11 protein-coding genes, 1 pseudogene and 1 riboswitch are annotated in these 15,733 nt (G+C 73.3%); of the genes and pseudogenes, 7 read left to right on the top strand and 5 right to left on the bottom strand.

The annotated features are described in order from the left end of the window. The first annotated feature begins 45 nt into the window (after nt 1-45). The 3 genes from PUR53_RS15275 to PUR53_RS15265 are packed head-to-tail and all read left to right on the top strand — an operon-like array spanning nt 46 to nt 3,757. Nucleotides 46-1,503: an APC family permease gene (locus PUR53_RS15275; RefSeq protein WP_329897967.1), complete on the top strand. Its 1,458-nt coding sequence runs from the start codon at nt 46-48 to the stop codon at nt 1,501-1,503. A 50-nt stretch (nt 1,504-1,553) separates the two neighbouring features. Further along, on the top strand, nt 1,554-3,044 hold the full coding sequence (locus PUR53_RS15270; protein ID WP_329908592.1) for an aldehyde dehydrogenase: 1,491 nt from the start codon (nt 1,554-1,556) through the stop codon (nt 3,042-3,044). Next, on the top strand, nt 3,041-3,757 hold the full coding sequence (locus PUR53_RS15265; protein ID WP_329908591.1) for a gamma-glutamyl-gamma-aminobutyrate hydrolase family protein: 717 nt from the start codon (nt 3,041-3,043) through the stop codon (nt 3,755-3,757). The genes PUR53_RS15270 and PUR53_RS15265 overlap by 4 nt, the downstream gene beginning before the upstream one ends. Nucleotides 3,758-3,813: 56 nt before the next feature. Here the strand turns inward: PUR53_RS15265 and cobN are convergent, their stop codons facing one another. Next, a complete protein-coding gene (cobN, locus tag PUR53_RS15260) occupies nt 3,814-7,467 on the bottom strand; it encodes a cobaltochelatase subunit CobN (protein ID WP_329908590.1) in 3,654 nt (1,217 codons plus the stop codon). Between the two features lie 71 nt (nt 7,468-7,538). Continuing rightward, a riboswitch (cobalamin riboswitch) is annotated at nt 7,539-7,691 on the bottom strand. Nucleotides 7,692-7,753: 62 nt separating this feature from the next. Between cobN and cobG the strand changes: the two genes are divergently transcribed. From cobG to PUR53_RS15245, 3 genes are all read left to right on the top strand, one after another. Beyond that, on the top strand, nt 7,754-9,112 hold the full coding sequence (gene cobG / locus PUR53_RS15255; RefSeq protein ID WP_443080308.1) for a precorrin-3B synthase: 1,359 nt from the start codon (nt 7,754-7,756) through the stop codon (nt 9,110-9,112). 83 nt (nt 9,113-9,195) lie between these two features. After that, nucleotides 9,196-9,828 (top strand): precorrin-8X methylmutase, encoded by a 633-nt coding sequence (locus PUR53_RS15250; protein WP_329908663.1) that lies wholly within the window; start codon nt 9,196-9,198, stop codon nt 9,826-9,828. Next, complete coding sequence (locus tag PUR53_RS15245; RefSeq protein WP_329897962.1) at nt 9,825-11,315, top strand: precorrin-2 C(20)-methyltransferase; 1,491 nt, start codon at nt 9,825-9,827, stop codon at nt 11,313-11,315. Before PUR53_RS15250 ends, PUR53_RS15245 begins: the two co-directional genes overlap by 4 nt. 63 nt (nt 11,316-11,378) lie before the next feature. Here the strand turns inward: PUR53_RS15245 and PUR53_RS15240 are convergent, their stop codons facing one another. Then, on the bottom strand, nt 11,379-12,125 hold the full coding sequence (locus PUR53_RS15240) for a cobalt-precorrin-6A reductase (protein ID WP_329897961.1): 747 nt from the start codon (nt 12,123-12,125) through the stop codon (nt 11,379-11,381). Between the two features lie 18 nt (nt 12,126-12,143). Here PUR53_RS15240 and PUR53_RS15235 point away from each other — a divergent pair, with 18 nt between their 5' ends. Beyond that, entirely contained in the window at nt 12,144-13,295 is a 1,152-nt protein-coding gene (locus PUR53_RS15235) for a cobalt-precorrin-5B (C(1))-methyltransferase (RefSeq protein ID WP_329908587.1), read from the top strand. On the opposite strand, the pseudogene PUR53_RS15230 reads toward PUR53_RS15235, so the two are convergent. The 3 genes and pseudogenes from PUR53_RS15230 to PUR53_RS15220 all read right to left on the bottom strand — a co-directional run. Then, nucleotides 13,292-13,612, bottom strand: a pseudogene (locus tag PUR53_RS15230) (ABC transporter substrate-binding protein); the annotation flags it as partial. The gene PUR53_RS15235 and the pseudogene PUR53_RS15230 sit on opposite strands and share 4 nt — an antisense overlap. Nucleotides 13,613-13,886: 274 nt before the next feature. Continuing rightward, nucleotides 13,887-15,011 (bottom strand): alkene reductase, encoded by a 1,125-nt coding sequence (locus tag PUR53_RS15225; protein WP_329908586.1) that lies wholly within the window; start codon nt 15,009-15,011, stop codon nt 13,887-13,889. 448 nt (nt 15,012-15,459) lie between these two features. Next, on the bottom strand, nt 15,460-15,733 hold a 274-nt coding region (locus tag PUR53_RS15220; protein ID WP_329908585.1), incomplete at its 5' end, for an aldehyde dehydrogenase family protein.

Below are 15,733 nucleotides of genomic sequence, written 5' to 3'. Positions count from 1 at the left end.
GGGCCTAAACGAATCCATCCTCCCCGTCCCCGACAGGTGATCCGAGTGGACAGTCAGACGGCGGTCGCCCCGCACAGCTCACAAGAACCATCCACCGCAGGCAGGCTCAAGCCCGACTCCCTCGGCGTCCTGGGCATCCTCTTCTTCGTCCTTTCCGCCCAGGCCCCGCTGACCGGCATCGCCGGAGCCGTCCCCATCGCCGTCGTCATCGGCAACGGGGCCGGCGTCCCCGCCGCGTACCTCGCGGCCGGCGTCGTGATCCTGCTGTTCTCCATCGGCTTCGTCGCCATGGGCCGCCACGTCGTGGACGCCGGCGCCTTCTACACGTACATCGGCAAGGGGCTGGGCCGCTCGGCCGGCTCCGGCAGCGCCGGCGTCGCGCTCTTCGCCTACTGCGCCATCCAGGCCGCGATGTACGGGCTCTACGGCGCCACGGTGAGCGGCCTCGTCGAGCACTACGCCGAGGTGCACCTCGCCTGGTGGGTGTGGGCGCTGGTCACGATGGTGGTGGTCCAGGTCCTCGGCGCCGCCGGGATCGAGATGGGTGCCAAGCTGCTGGCCGTGTTCGTCCTGGCGGAGTTCAGCATCCTGATCGCCTTCGCCGTCGTCACCTTCGTCAAGGGCGGCGGCCCCGAGGGGCTGGGCCTCGCCGACAGCTTCTCGCCGGACGCGGCGCTCCAGGGCGCTCCCGGTGTGGCGCTGATGTTCGCCGTGGCGTCGATGTTCGGTTTCGAGGCGACCGCCATCTACGGCGAGGAGGCCCGGGAGCCCAGAAGGACCGTCCCGCGCGCCACCTATCTGTCGGTCGCGGTGGTCACCGGTTTCTTCGCCTTCACCTCGTGGATGCTGGTCTCCGCGCACGGCGCGTCCCGGGCGACGGCCGAGGCGGGCAAGGCGCTGGAGGGCGGCGACGCCGCCGGCTGGGTCTTCGCACCCATCGCGGCGGAGTTCGGCGCCTGGACCGGCGACGTCCTGCCCGTGCTGCTGGCCACCTCGCTGTTCGCCGGCATCCTCGCGTTCCACAACTCCGCCAACCGCTATCTGTTCTCCCTGGGCCGCGAGGGCCTGCTGCCGCGCGGGCTGACCTCGCTGAACGGGCGCCACTCCCCCTGGGCGGCCGGCATCGCGCAGACCGTGATCGCGGCGGCCCTGGTCGTACCGTTCGCCCTGCTGGGCAAGGACCCCGTGCTGACGCTGTTCTCCTGGTTCAGCGGCGTGGCCGTCCTGGCGATGATGCTGCTGTACTTCCTGACCTCCGTCTCCGTGGTCGTCTTCTTCCGCCGCTCCCGTGCCGACACCCGGCCCTGGAACACCCTGATCGCACCGGTCCTCGGCGCGCTCGGCATCGCCGGGGCGATCTGGCTGATCATCGAGAACTTCACCACGCTCATCGGCGGCGACCGGACCACCGCCGTGTGGCTGCAACTGACCGTTCCCGCGGTGCTGGTCCTGGGGCTCGTCGTGGCACGGCTGACCCGCGGCGCCCGGACCGTCACGGACTGACCGCGGTCCGCGACGCACCCGCCCACGCAAGGACAAGAAGAGGAGAGCCGATGCCCGCCCCCGCCCACGACACCCTGCTCCGTCGCGCCAAGGAACTGGAGCTGCCCGGCCGGCACCACATCGACGGGGTGGACGAGCCGGGCGGGGGCGCCTCCTTCGCCGTCGTGTCACCCCGCGACGGGCAGCTTCTCGTCGAGGTCGCCGACGCCGGGAGCGCCGAGGTCGACCTCGCCGTGACCGCCGCCCGCCGCGCCTTCGACTCCGGCCCCTGGCCCCGTCTCGCCCCCGCCGACCGGGGCCGGATCCTGCTCCGCGTCGCCGAACTCCTCGAAGAACAGCGGGAGAAGCTCGCCCTGACCATCACCCTGGAGATGGGCAAGCCGTACACGGAGGCCCACGACATCGAACTGCGGGCCGCGATCAACACGTTCCGCTGGTACGGGCAGCTGACCGACAAACTCACCGACGAGTCGCCCCACACCGCCCCCGACGCCCTGGCCCTGGTCACCCGGGAGCCCGCCGGTGTCGTGGGCGCGGTGGTGCCGTGGAACTTCCCTCTGACCCTGGCGAGTTGGAAGGTCGCCCCGGCGCTGGCGGCCGGCTGCACGGTCGTCCTGAAGCCGTCCGAGAACTCCCCGCTGTCCGCGCTGCTGCTCGGCCGGATCGCCACGGAGGCGGGACTGCCGCCGGGTGTCCTCAACGTCGTCACCGGCGACGGGCCCACGGCCGGGCGGGCCATCGGACTCCACCCCGGCGTGGACGTCCTGGCGTTCACCGGGTCCACGCCGGTCGGCCGGCACTTCCTGCGCTACGCCGCCGACTCCAACCTCAAACGCGTCTGGCTGGAACTGGGCGGCAAGTCACCGAACATCATCCTGCCCGACGCCCCCGACCTGGAGAAGGCCGCCGCCACCGCCGCCTGGGGCATCTTCTTCAACCAGGGCGAGATGTGCACCGCGCCGTCCCGGCTCCTGGTGCACTCCTCCGTCGCCGAACGCGTCACCGAGGCGATCGTGGCCCGCGCCCGGGAACTGCGCGTCGGCGACCCGCTCGACCCGGCCACCGAGATGGGCGCCCTGGTCCGCGAGGCCCACCTCGACCGGGTCCTCGACCACATCGGCACCGGCGTCGAGGAGGGCGCGCGGCTGCTGGTCGGCGGCGAGCGCGACCTGCACCACACCGGCGGCAGCTATCTGCGGCCCACCGTCTTCGACCGGGTGGAGCCGGGTATGCGGCTGGCCCGCGAGGAGATCTTCGGCCCCGTCCTGTCCGTGCTCACCTTCGACGACCTCGACGAGGCCGTACGGCTGGCCAACGCCACCGAGTACGGCCTCGCCGCCGGGCTGTGGACCTCCGACCTGTCGACCGCCCACCGGGTCTCGCGCGCGCTGCGGGCCGGCACGGTGTGGGTCAACTGCTACGAGGAGGGCGACCTGACCGTCCCGTTCGGCGGGATGAAGCAGTCGGGCAACGGCCGTGACAAGTCGGCCCACGCCCTGGAGAAGTACACCGAGCTGAAGACGACCTGGATCCAGCTGTGATCCGACCCCCTGCCCGGCCCTTGATAGCCGTACCTGCCCGTTTCGCCGCCACGACCTCCGCACTGCGGTACGCCGCCGAGGTCAACGCCCGCGCGCTGATCGAGGCCGTGTGGCGGGCGGGCGGTGAACCCGCGAGCATCCACCCGGCGCCCGACGGCGACGTGACCGCGCGCCTCGCCCGCTTCGACGGGGTCCTCCTCCCGGGCGGCGGCGACCTCGCCCCGTACCGCTACGGCGCCGCCGACACCCACGCCAGTGTCTACGACGTCGACGAGACGCAGGACGCCTTCGACCTCGAAGTCGCCGGCACCGCCTTGCACTCGGGCATCCCGCTGCTGGCCGTCTGCCGGGGACTCCAGGTCGTCGACGTCGCCCTCGGCGGCACCCTGGAGCAGGACATGGGCGGCCCGGAACACGAACACCGCCACCTCGTGCACCCGGTGGCGATCCGGCGCGGCACCCTCCTGGAGCGGGCCACCGGCGCGCAGAAGGTGGAGGCGTCCTGCTACCACCACCAGCGGGTGGACCGGCTGGGCGAGGGACTGGAGGTCACCGCCCGCGCCGCCGACGGCACGGTGGAGGGGCTGGAACTCCCCCGCTCCCCCGGCTGGTTCACCGCCGTGCAGTGGCACCCCGAGGACACCGCTCACGAGGACCCCGCGCAGCAGGGACTGTTCGACGCCCTCGTACGGGCCGCCGGGGACCGGCGCTGAAACACTCGCGGGCGGGGGTGCGGGAGAGGCGCGACGCCCCGCACCCCCGCCCGTCGTCAGCTGTCGCCGCCCTCCAGGTCGCCCTCGGTCTCCAGGTACACCTGGCGCAGCCCCTCCAGCACCGCCGGATCTGGCTTCTCCCACATCCCGCGCGACTCCGCCTCCAGCAGCCGCTCGGCGATGCCGTGCAGCGCCCAGGGGTTGGCCTGCTGGAGGAACTCGCGGTTGGTCTCGTCCAGGACGTAGGTCTCGGTGAGCTTGTCGTACATCCAGTCGGCGATCACACCGGTGGTGGCGTCGTAGCCGAACAGGTAGTCGACGGTGGCGGCGAGTTCGAAGGCGCCCTTGTAGCCGTGGCGGCGCATCGCCTCGATCCACTTGGGGTTGACGACGCGGGCCCGGAAGACCCTCGACGTCTCCTCGACGAGGGTGCGGGTGCGGACCGTCTCGGGCCGGGTGGAGTCGCCGATGTACGCCTCGGGGGCCGTGCCGCGCAGCGCGCGGACGGTGGCGACCATGCCGCCGTGGTACTGGAAGTAGTCGTCGGAGTCGGCGATGTCGTGCTCGCGGGTGTCGGTGTTCTTCGCGGCCACCTCGATCCGCTTGTACGCCGTCTCCATCTCCTCACGGGCCGGACGGCCGTCCAGCTCCCGGCCGTAGGCGTAGCCGCCCCACACCGTGTAGACCTCGGCGAGGTCGGCGTCGGTCCGCCAGTCCCGGGAGTCGATGAGCTGCAGCAGTCCGGCGCCGTACGTGCCGGGCCGGGAGCCGAAGATCCGGGTGGTGGCCCGGCGTTCGTCGCCGTGCTCGGCCAGGTCCGCCTGGACGTGGGCGCGGACGTGGTTGACCTCGGCCGGCTCGTCGAGGGAGGCGGCCAGCCGTACGGCGTCGTCGAGCAGCCCGATGGTGTGCGGGAACGCGTCCCGGAAGAAGCCCGAGATGCGCAGGGTGACGTCGATACGGGGACGGCCCAACTCCTCGGCCGGAATGGCCTCCAGACCGGTCACGCGGCGGGACGCGTCGTCCCAGACGGGCCGGACGCCGAGCAGGGCCAGGGCCTCCGCCACGTCGTCGCCCGCCGTGCGCATCGCGCTCGTCCCCCACAACGACAGCCCGACCGACGTGGGCCATTCGCCGTTGTCGGCGCGGTAGCGCTCCAGCAGGGAGTCGGCGAGGGCCTGGCCGGTCTCCCAGGCAAGGCGGGAGGGGACGGCCTTGGGGTCGACGGAGTAGAAGTTCCGGCCGGTCGGCAGGACGTTGACCAGGCCCCGGAGCGGGGAGCCCGAGGGCCCCGCAGGGACGAAGCCGCCGTTCAGGGCGTGGACGGTGTGGCCGAGTTCGGCGGTGGTCGCCGCGAGCCGGGGTACGACCTCGCGGGCGGCGAACTCCAGGATGGCGGTGACCTGTTCGCCGCGCTCGGCGGGGACGTGCGCCGCCACGACCGTGGGGACGGCGGCCGGGTCCCAGCCCGCGTCCTCCATCGCCTGGACCAGCGCGCGGGCCTTGTCCTCGGCCTCGTCGGCCGTGGTGCGGGTCGCGGCGGACTCGTCGAGGCCGAGGGCCTCCCGCAGGCCGGGCAGGGCCTGGGTGCCGCCCCAGATCTGGCGGGCGCGCAGGACGGCGAGGACCAGGTTGACGCGGTCGGCGTCCGCCGGGGGGTTGCCGAGGACGTGCAGGCCGTCGCGGATCTGGGCGTCCTTGACCTCGCAGAGCCAGCCGTCGACGTGCAGCAGGAAGTCGTCGAAGCCGTCGTCCTCCGGACGGTCGTTCAGGCCCAGGTCGTGGTCGAGCTTGGCGGCCTGGATGAGGGTCCAGATCTGGGCGCGGATCGCGGGGAGCTTCGCCGGGTCCATGGAGGAGATCTGGGCGTACTCGTCGAGGAGTTGCTCCAGACGCGCGATGTCGCCGTAGGAGTCCGCGCGGGCCATCGGCGGAACCAGGTGGTCGACGAGGGTGGCGTGCACACGGCGCTTGGCCTGGGTGCCCTCGCCCGGGTCGTTGACCAGGAACGGGTAGACCAGCGGCAGGTCGCCGAGGGCGGCGTCGGGGCCGCACGCGGCGGACAGGCCCGCGTTCTTGCCGGGCAGCCACTCCAGGTTGCCGTGCTTGCCGAGGTGGATCATCGCGTCGGCACCGAAGCCGCCGTCGTCGGCGCGGGCGGCGATCCAGCGGTAGGCCGCCAGGTAGTGGTGGGAGGGCGGGAGGTCCGGGTCGTGGTAGATCGCGATCGGGTTCTCGCCGAAGCCGCGCGGCGGCTGGATGAGGATCAGCAGATTGCCGAAGCGCAGGGCCGCGAGGACGATGTCGCCCTCCGGGTTGGCGCTGCGGTCGACGAACATCTCGCCGGGCGCGGGACCCCAGTGCTCCTCGACGGCCGAGCGCAGTTCCTCGGGGAGTTCGGCGTACCAGCGGCGGTAGTCGGCGGCCGGGATCCGGACCGGGTTGCGGGCGAGCTGCTCCTCGGTCAGCCAGTCCTGGTCGTGACCGCCCGCCTCGATGAGGGCGCGGATCAGGTCGTCGCCGTCGCCGGAGGCCAGGCCGGGGACGTCGGCGCCCCCGAAGTCGTAGCCCTCGTCGCGCAGTCGGCGCAGCAGGGCGACCGCGCTCGCCGGGGTGTCCAGGCCGACCGCGTTGCCGATGCGGGAGTGCTTGGTCGGGTAGGCGGAGAGGACGAGCGCGAGGCGCTTGTCCGCGTTGGGGATGTGGCGCAGTCGCGCGTGGCGTACGGCGATCCCGGCGACGCGGGCGGCGCGCTCGGGGTCGGCGACGTAGGCCGGGAGGCCGTCCTCGTCGATCTCCTTGAAGGAGAACGGGACGGTGATCAGGCGGCCGTCGAACTCGGGGACGGCGATCTGGCTGGCCGCGTCGAGCGGGGAGACGCCCTCGTCGTTCTCCTCCCAGGCGGCGCGCGAGCCGGTCAGGCACAGGGCCTGGAGGATCGGCACGTCGAGGCCGGTGAGGGCGCCCGCGTCCCAGGACTCGTCGTCGCCGCCGGCCGACGCCTCGGCGGGCTTGGTGCCGCCCGCGGCGAGGACGGTGGTCACGATGGCGTCGGCGGCGCGGAGTTCCTCGATCAGCTCGGGCTCGGGGGCGCGCAGCGACGCCACGTACAGCGGGAGCGCGCGGGCGCCCTTCTCCTCGATCGCCTCGCACAGGGCGCCCACGAAGGCGGTGTTGCCGCTCATGTGGTGGGCTCGGTAGTAGAGCACGGCGATGGTCGGGCCGTCGGCGGTGTCGCGGGCGGTGCGCTCCAGCGGGCCCCAGGAGGGCGCGGGCGCGGGCGCGTCGAAGCCGTGGCCGGTGAGCAGGACCGTGTCGGAGAGGAAGCGGGCCAGCTGCTCCAGGTTGGCGGGGCCGCCGTGGGCGAGGTAGGCGTGGGCCTCGGCGGCGATGCCGACCGGGACGGTGGAGGCGGCCATCAGCTGGGCGTCGGGCGCCTGTTCACCGGTGAGGACGACGACCGGGCGGCCGTCGGCGAGCAGCAGGTCGAGGCCGTCCTGCCAGGCGCGGATGCCACCGAGGAGGCGCACGACGACCAGGTCGGTGCCGTCGAGGAGGGCCGGGAGGTCCTCCAGCGCGAGGCGCGAGGGGTTGGCGAAGCGGTAGGGGACCGGGCCGGCGGCCGCGCGGGCGCTGAGCAGGTCGGTGTCGGAGGTCGACAGGAGCAGGATGCGGGGCTGCGCGGAGCGCTCCCCGGACGATGGCTGCATGCGGCTGCTGGCCTTCCTCGGGGTCCGCGCCCCGGGCGGTGTCGAATCGAAAGTCTCCCCTGCTCGGGCGGGCCGAGGGGTACGGGGAAGGGAGTTCCTGACTCGCCCGACCCTCCTGGGACGGGCTCACAGTGGCGGGACCGCGCCGGACTCACACCGGGCTTCCTCCCCTGTCGCCTTGGTGGCGTCGATGGACCGGATGATCCACCGAGCAGCATAGTAAGGGTCGCCTCAAAAGGAAGGCTGCCCCAAAAGGGCGGAGGATACGTCCGATGTGCCGGTGGGTATGCTCGCCGCCATGTCCACGCCTCCCCCGCGTTCATCGTCCCAGGCCACAGCGGTCACACGGGACCGTGGCGACGCCTGCCCGGGGACACTGCGGCTGCATGCGGCGGACGACGGGGCGCTGGCCCGGGTCCGGGTGCCCGGTGGTGTGCTGACCGTCCGCCAGGCCGAGGCGCTCGCGGAGGCGGCGCGACGGCTCGGCGACGGTGATCTTCACCTCACTTCCCGGGGCAATGTGCAGCTGCGCGGGCTGGCCGAGGGCTGCGGGGGCGAGCTGGCCGAAGCGCTGGACGCGGCGGGGCTGTTGCCGTCCGCCGGGCACGAGCGGGTGCGCAACATCGTCGCCTCTCCCCTGTCCGGTCTCGACGGACGCGGTCTGCGCGACGTACGGCCCTGGCTGACCGCCCTGGACACCGCGCTGTGCGCGAGCGAGGCGGCGCGGCGGTTGTCGGGCAGGTTCCTGTTCGCGCTCGACGACGGGCGGGGGGACGTGGCCGCGCTGGACGCCGATGTGACCGTCCGGGCGACCGGGGTCGACGGCGCGCTGCTGAGCCTGGGGACGGCCGGCGAGAGCCTGTCGGTCCCCGGTGAGCACGCGGCCCGGGCCGCGATCACCGCCGCCGAGACCTTCCTGGAGGCGGCGCGGGAGAGCGGGGCGCGGGTCTGGCGTGTGACCGAACTCCCCTCCCAGGACGCGCTGCTCCGCGAGGTCCGGGACCGGCTGGCGGCCGTCGGCGTCGACACCGCGCTCCGGGGCGGCGACGGGAGCGGGACGACGGCGGCCGAAACCGACGGCCCACCCACCGCGACCGACGGCCCTCACCCCGGAGCCGACGGCCCGCCCCCGGGAGCCGTCGGTGACGCCCTCTCCGTGCACGCCCCTCTCGGTCGCCTCACCCCGCTCCAGTGGCGGGAGTTGACCGCTCTCGCGGCCACGACACCATGCGGTGAGCTGCGGCTGACCCCCTGGCGCGGAGTCGTCGTCCCCGCGCCGGGCCTGACTGGGGAGCGGGCGACCGACGCGCTCGCCCGGCTCTCCGTGACCGGCCTCGTCACCGATCCCGCATCCCCCTGGCTGCGCGTCGGCGCCTGCATCGGACGCCCCGGCTGCGCCAAGTCCCTGGCGGACGTACGGTCGGACGCGACCGAGACCCTGGAGGCGGCGGGCCGCGCCGGGCTCCCGCTGTACTGGTCGGGCTGCGAGCGCCGCTGCGGCCACCCCCGGGGCGAACACGTCGACGTGGTGGCGGTGGAGGGCGGCGGCTACGAGCTGTCCCGCACGGCTCCCGGTCAGGACCCGCGTACCACGTCCATGGCCGACCCCGGGCACCTCGCCGAGGCCCTGACGGCGATCACTTGATGAGCACCACGAACGACACCCGCACGCACGACCCCCGCACGAACGCCCCCCGTACGACGACCGAGAGCAGCGAGAACACCACCGTGACCACCTACGACTACGAGAAGGACGGCCCGGCGATCTACCGGCAGTCCTTCGCCACCATCCGCGCGGAGGCGGACCTCGCGGCCCTGCCCGCCGATGTCAGCCAGGTCGCGGTCCGGATGATCCACGCCTGCGGAATGGTCGACCTGGTACGGGACTTGACGTACACCCCCGACGTGGTGGCCCGCGCCCGCGAGGCCCTGCGCGCCGGGGCGCCCATCTTCACCGACGTGCGGATGGTGGCCAGCGGGGTGACCCGCAAGCGGCTGCCCGCCGACAACGACGTGCTGTGCACGCTCTCCGACCCGGCCGTCCCCGCGCTGGCGGCGAAGCTGGGCACCACGCGCAGCGCCGCCGCGCTGGAGCTGTGGCGGGACCGCCTGGAGGGCTCGGTCGTGGCCATGGGCAACGCGCCCACCGCGCTCTTCCGGCTGCTGGAGATGATCGACGAGGGCGCGCCCCGGCCCGCCGCCGTCATCGGTGTGCCGGTCGGGTTCGTCGGCGCCGCCGAGTCCAAGGACGCGCTGGCGGAGCATCCGTCGGGCCTGGAGCACCTCGTCGTACGCGGCCGTCGTGGCGGGAGCGCCATCGCCGCCGCCGCGCTCAACGCGATCGCGAGTGAGGAAGAGTGAGCGGCAAGCTGTACGGGGTGGGGCTCGGCCCCGGTGACCCGTCCCTGATGACCGTGCGGGCCGTCGAGGTGATCTCCGAGGCGGACGTGATCGCGTACCACAGCGCCCGGCACGGCCGTTCCATCGCCCGCTCGATCGCGGCGAAGCACCTGCGCGCCGACCACATCGAGGAGCGGCTGGTCTACCCGTTGACGACGGAGACCACCGACCACCCGGGCGGCTACAAGGGCGCGATGGAGGAGTTCTACGCGGAGGCGTCGGCCCGGCTGGCCGCGCATCTGGACGCGGGGCGTACGGTCGCGGTCCTCGCGGAGGGCGACCCGATGTTCTACGGCTCCTACATGCACATGCACAAGCGACTGGTCGACCGCTACGACACCGAGGTGATCCCCGGTGTGACGTCCGTGTCGGCCGCCGCGGCCCGGCTCGGCACCCCGCTCGCCGAGGGCGAGGAGGTGCTGACGATCCTGCCGGGCACCCTGCCGGAGGAGGAGCTGACCGCGCGGCTCGCCGCGACGGACGTGGCCGTGGTGATGAAGCTGGGACGGACCTTCACCAAGGTGCGCGGCGCGCTGGAGAGTTCGGGGCGGCTCGGCGAGGCCCGCTATGTGGAGCGGGCCACGATGGCCGGGGAGCGGCTCGCCGAACTGGCGGACGTGGACCCGGAGTCGGTGCCGTACTTCTCGGTGGCCGTGCTGCCCAGCCAGGTGGACGTCGAGCGTCCGGAGGCCCGGGAGCGGGGCGAGGTCGTGGTGGTGGGGACCGGGCCCGCCGGTCCGCTGTGGCTGACGCCCGAGACGCGGGGCGCGCTCGCCGCCGCCGACGACCTCGTGGGCTACACCACCTACCTGGACCGGGTGCCGCGCCGGGCGGGTCAGGTGCGGCACGGCTCGGACAACCGGGTCGAGTCGGAGCGTGCCGAGTTCGCCCTCGACCTGGCCCGGCGCGGGCGGCGGGTCGCGGTGGTCTCCGGGGGTGACCCGGGGGTCTTCGCCATGGCGACGGCCGTGCTGGAGGTCGCCTCGCAGGAGGAGTACGCGGACGTGCCGGTGCGGGTGCTGCCGGGGGTGACGGCCGCCAACGCGGCCGCCGCCCGCGCGGGCGCGCCGCTCGGCCACGACTACGCCACGATCTCCCTCTCCGACCGGCTCAAGCCGTGGGAGGTGATCGCCGAGCGGCTGCGCGCGGCGGCCTCGGCGGACCTGGTGCTGGCCCTCTACAACCCCGGTTCGCACAGCCGGACCTGGCAGGTGGCCAAGGCACGCGAGCTGCTCCTCGAACACCGAGCGCCGGACACACCGGTCGTGGTCGCGCGGGACGTGGGCGGCTCCGGTGAGCGCGTACGGATCGTGCGGCTGGCCGAGCTGGACCCGGCCGAGGTCGACATGCGCACGATCCTGCTGGTCGGCTCCTCCCAGACCCGGGCGGTCCGGCGCGGGGACGGCGAGGAGATCGTCTGGACGCCGCGCCGGTATCCGGAGGGGTGAGCGGGATGAGGGCGTGCGGCGGACGGGCGTGAGCGGGGCGGGAGCGTGTGCGGCGGCCGGGCGTCAGCGGGCGTGGAGGCGCTCGCGCACCCACCGGGCCGCCGCCTCCGGGTCCGTCACCACGGGGACGTCCTCGGGCACGGGTGGCCGGCGGACCACGACCACCGGCAGCCCCGCCTCGCGCGCGGCGGTCAGCTTGGGCGCGGTCGCCGCTCCCCCGCTGTCCTTCGTGACGACGACGTCGACGCGGTGGCGGCTCAGCAGGTCCCGCTCCCCGTCGAGGGTGAAGGGGCCCCGGTCGAGCAGCACCTCCATCCGGGCCGGGTACGGGGCCTCGGGGGCGTCGACGGACCGGACGAGGAACCACAGGTCGTCCAGGGCGGCGAACGCGGCCAGGCCCATGCGCCCGGTGGTGAGGAACACGCGCCGCCCGAGCGTGGGCAGCAGCCGCGCGGCCTCCTCCAGCGAGCCGACGTCGTGCCAGTCGTCACCGGTGACCGGTACCCAGCCGGGCCGGCGCAGCGCGAGCAGAGGAACATGGGTCATGGCGGCCGCCTGTGCCGCGTGGAAACTCATGGTCCCGGCGAAAGGATGGGTGGCGTCGATGAACGCGTCCACCCCGTGCTCGCGCAGCCAGGCCGCCAGCCCCTCGGCCCCGCCGAAGCCGCCGACGCGGACCTCGCCCGGGGGCAGCCGGGGGCTGGCGACCCGTCCGGCGAGGGAGCTGGTCAGGCGGACGCCCGGGGTGACGTGCAGCAGTTCGGCCAGACGGCGGGCCTCCGTGGTTCCGCCGAGTATCAGTACGTGCATGGGAGTCCGGGTCCGTTCATGAGCGGTGACGAGAAGCAGGGTGCCGACGGGGGCGGCGGTGCGGCGAAGGGCGGTCGCGCGGCCCAACTCAAGCACACCGGTCTGCGGCACGGCTGGACGACCGGTGCGTGCGCGACGGCGGCCACGACGGCCGCGTACACCGCGCTGCTGACCGGCGAGTTCCCGGACCCGGTGACGATCACCCTGCCGAAGGGGCAGACCCCGGCGTTCGCGCTCGCGGCCGAGGCGCTGACCGGCGACAGCGCGATGGCGGGGATCGTGAAGGACGCGGGCGACGACCCGGACGTCACGCACGGCGCGCTGGTCCGGGCCACGGTACGGCTGCTGCCCGCCGGGGCGGGGGTGGTCTTCCGGGCGGGCCCCGGGGTCGGCACGATCACCCGTCCGGGTCTGCCCCTGCCCGTCGGCGAACCGGCGGTGAACCCGGTTCCCCGGCAGATGATGCGGGACCACGTCGCCGAGGTCGCCGCCCGGCACGGGGGCACCGGCGACGTCGAGATCACCGTCTCCGTGGACCACGGCGAGGAGATCGCCCGGTCCACCTGGAACCCCCGCCTCGGCATCCTCGGCGGTCTGTCCATCCTCGGCACCACCGGGATCGTCGTCCCGTACTCCTGCTCGGCGTGGATCGACTCCATCCGGCGGGGCGTGGACGTGGCGCGCGCGGCCGGGCGCACGCATGTCGCCGGGTGCACGGGGTCGACGTCGGAGCGGACGGTCGTCGCCGAGTACGCGCTGCCGGAGGACGCGCTGCTGGACATGGGCGACTTCGCGGGCGCGGTCCTGAAGTACGTGCGCCGCCACCCGGTGGAGCGGCTGACCATCTGCGGCGGCTTCGCCAAGCTCTCCAAGCTCGCCGCCGGCCATCTCGACCTGCACTCCGCCCGCTCCCAGGTCGACAAGGGCTTCCTCGCGGACCTGGCCCGGCGCGGCGGCGCGGACGAGGCCCTGGCCGCCGAGGTGGCCGCCGCCAACACCGGGCTCGCCGCGCTCCAGCTGTGCGCGGCGGCCGGGGTCCCGCTCGGCGACCTGGTCGCCACGGCCGCCCGCGACGAGGCCCTGGCCGTGCTGCGGGGCGCGCCGGTCGCGGTCGACGTCATCTGCGTCGACCGCGCGGGCACGGTGGTGGGCCGCAGTACGGTCCGCTAGCTGCCGGAGGCTGTCCGCAGGTAGCCGGCGAGGTGGGCGATGGCCGACGGGTTGCGGGGGCTCTCGACCAGGTCGACGTAGTCGAGGACGAAGATCCGCTTGTGCCTGATCGCGGAGACGTCGCGCAGCGGGGCGTAGGAGAGCAGGAACTTCCTCTTCTGCTCGGCGGTGACGTCGCCGTAGTCGCAGATCACGATGACGTCGGGGTCGCGCCGGACGACGCTCTCCCGGCCGACGGTGGTCCAGGAGTCCTCGACGTCGTGCATGACGTTGACGCCGTCGGCCTCGGTGATGATCTGCTCGGGGGCGGCGTCTATGGATGGGGTTTCGTTCTGTCCGTTGTCCACTGCGGGCATGGCTCAGGGCCCTCCGGCGTGAAGGGCCCTGGACCAGTGGTGGCGTCGGTTGGGGAGCCGTTGACGAGCGGCGAATTCCACCACTCTGCCGTCGACGCCCGGACGGACCCGACGGTCCTCGAGCCGGTGATCGCCGGCTTGACCGCGGGCTCACAGAGGCGGGCACGGTGTCGCCGGCCGGGCGCCTGTCCATGGGTGGGTGGGGCTGCCGCATGGACAGGCGTGACCGTGAGCCTCAGGCCGCTTCGAGGAAGGGGTAGTCGGTGTAGCCCTCGGCGTCCAGCCCGTAGAACAGTTCCGGCCGCGGCTCGTTCTCCGGGTGGCCGCCCTGCCAGCGCTCGACGAGGTCGGGGTTGGCGATGAGGGCCCGGCCCACGGCCACGGCATCGGCGTGGCCGGCCTCGATCTGCTGGAGCGCCTCCTCGCGGGTGGTAGGCCCCCCGAAGGGGCCGCTGTTGACGATCAGCTTGCCGTCGAAGCGCCGCCGCAGCTTCTGCACCAGGTCGCCGCCCGGCTCGGTGTGCAGTTCGGTGTGCAGTACGGAGAGGTAGGCCAGGCCCAGCGGGCGCAGCTGGTCCAGCAGGGTGCCGTAGGTGGCCAGGACGTCGTCCCGGTCGGTCTCGAAGACGTCCCCGAAGGCGATCTCCGGCGAGATCCGCAGCCCGACCCGCTCGGCACCGACGGCCTGGGCGACCGCCGTGACGACCTCGACGACGAAGCGGGCGCGGTTCTGCGGCGAGCCGCCGTAGCTATCGGTGCGCTGGTTGGCCGCCGGGGAGAGGAACTGGTGGAGCAGGTAGCCGTTGGCGCCGTGGATTTCCACGCCGTCCGCTCCCGCCTCGACGGCCCGGCGGGCCGCGGCGACGAAGTCCTCCACGGCTGCCCGGACCTCTGCGGCGGTCATCGCTTCCGGCACGGGGTAGGGCTGCTCGCCCTTCTCGGTGAACGTCTCGCCGCTGCGGGCGATCGCGCTGGGGGCCAGGACGCGGCGGCCACCGTTGATATCGGGGTGGGTCTGGCGGCCGCCGTGCATGAGCTGCAGGAAGATGCGGCCGCCCTCGGCATGCACCGCCTCGAACACCCGCTGCCAGCCGGCCGCCTGCTCGTCGGTGGCGATGCCCGGCTCACCGACATACCCCTGCGACGCGCGGTCGGGGTAGGTGCCCTCAGCGATGATCAGCCCGACACTCGCCCGCTGCCGGTAGTACTCGGCCATCATGTCCCCGGGGATGCCGGAGGAACCGGCCCGGACCCGGGTCATCGGTGCCATGACGATGCGGTTGGCGAGCTCGATCTTCCCGAGAGAGACGGGGGAGAAAAGCGACGGGGCGGGCGAAACGTCTGAAGTGTTGGCAGGCATGGGTTTCTTTCTTTCTGTAATACGGAGGGAAACGGGATGAAGGTCTGCGACGCAGGGGTCCACGCTGTCCCGGTGGATCGGGGTGTGGGTGGTGTGGGCGGCGAACGCAGTGAGAGCCGCATGCCGTCGGCGCCGGTGTCGACGCAGACGGCATGCGCAACCGCCCGCCGGAGTACGGGCGTTCGCTCCTTGCGCACGATCCGCGGCCGACCAGGTGACGACGTCAGGCTGCCGCCGCCGAAGCCGGTACGGATCGGTGTCTGCACCACCCCGCGCCCCGACCGACTCCCTCGACGCGCCCCGCGAAGAGGACCGATACACGGCTTCACCTGGAACGCGCTTGGGGCGGTCGCGGGAACAGAGATCTCGGCGATCCTCGTTCTCACCGGCCTGAGGCAATTCCGCCGGCCGATCATCCATCGGGCAGCCCGTTCGAAAGAGCGCGAGGCTAGCTGAGCGGGACGTCCGCGACGGCCTTGAGGTGGCTGAACGTCTCGAGGGTGTACCGGCCGTGGTAGCGGCCCATGCCGCTTTCGCCGACGCCACCGAACGGCAGGCCGGGCATGAGCAGTTGCATCGCCGGCTGGCCCCAGGCGACGCCGCCGGAGGACGTCTCGTTCACCAGGCGCGACTTGACGGCTTCGGACTCGGTGAAGGCGTAGAGCGCGAGGGGCTTGTCGCGTTCGTTGATGAAGGCGATGGCGGCATCGAGGTCTGCGACT

It is taken from the genome of Streptomyces sp. SP18BB07 (genome assembly GCF_036322545.1).
In the GTDB taxonomy this organism is placed as follows: domain Bacteria; phylum Actinomycetota; class Actinomycetes; order Streptomycetales; family Streptomycetaceae; genus Streptomyces; species Streptomyces deccanensis.
This window is presented reverse-complemented; position numbering and strand designations above follow the sequence as displayed.

Coding starts and splice junctions, on each gene's coding strand:
- PUR53_RS15270 (WP_329908592.1), top strand. CDS start 1,554: ATGCCCGCCCCCGCCCACGACACCCTGCTCCGTCGCGCCAAGGAACTG.
- cobN (WP_329908590.1), bottom strand. CDS start 7,467: ATGCAGCCATCGTCCGGGGAGCGCTCCGCGCAGCCCCGCATCCTGCTC.
- cobG (WP_443080308.1), top strand. CDS start 7,754: ATGCTCGCCGCCATGTCCACGCCTCCCCCGCGTTCATCGTCCCAGGCC.
- PUR53_RS15240 (WP_329897961.1), bottom strand. CDS start 12,125: ATGCACGTACTGATACTCGGCGGAACCACGGAGGCCCGCCGTCTGGCC.
- PUR53_RS15235 (WP_329908587.1), top strand. CDS start 12,144: ATGAGCGGTGACGAGAAGCAGGGTGCCGACGGGGGCGGCGGTGCGGCG.
- PUR53_RS15225 (WP_329908586.1), bottom strand. CDS start 15,011: ATGCCTGCCAACACTTCAGACGTTTCGCCCGCCCCGTCGCTTTTCTCC.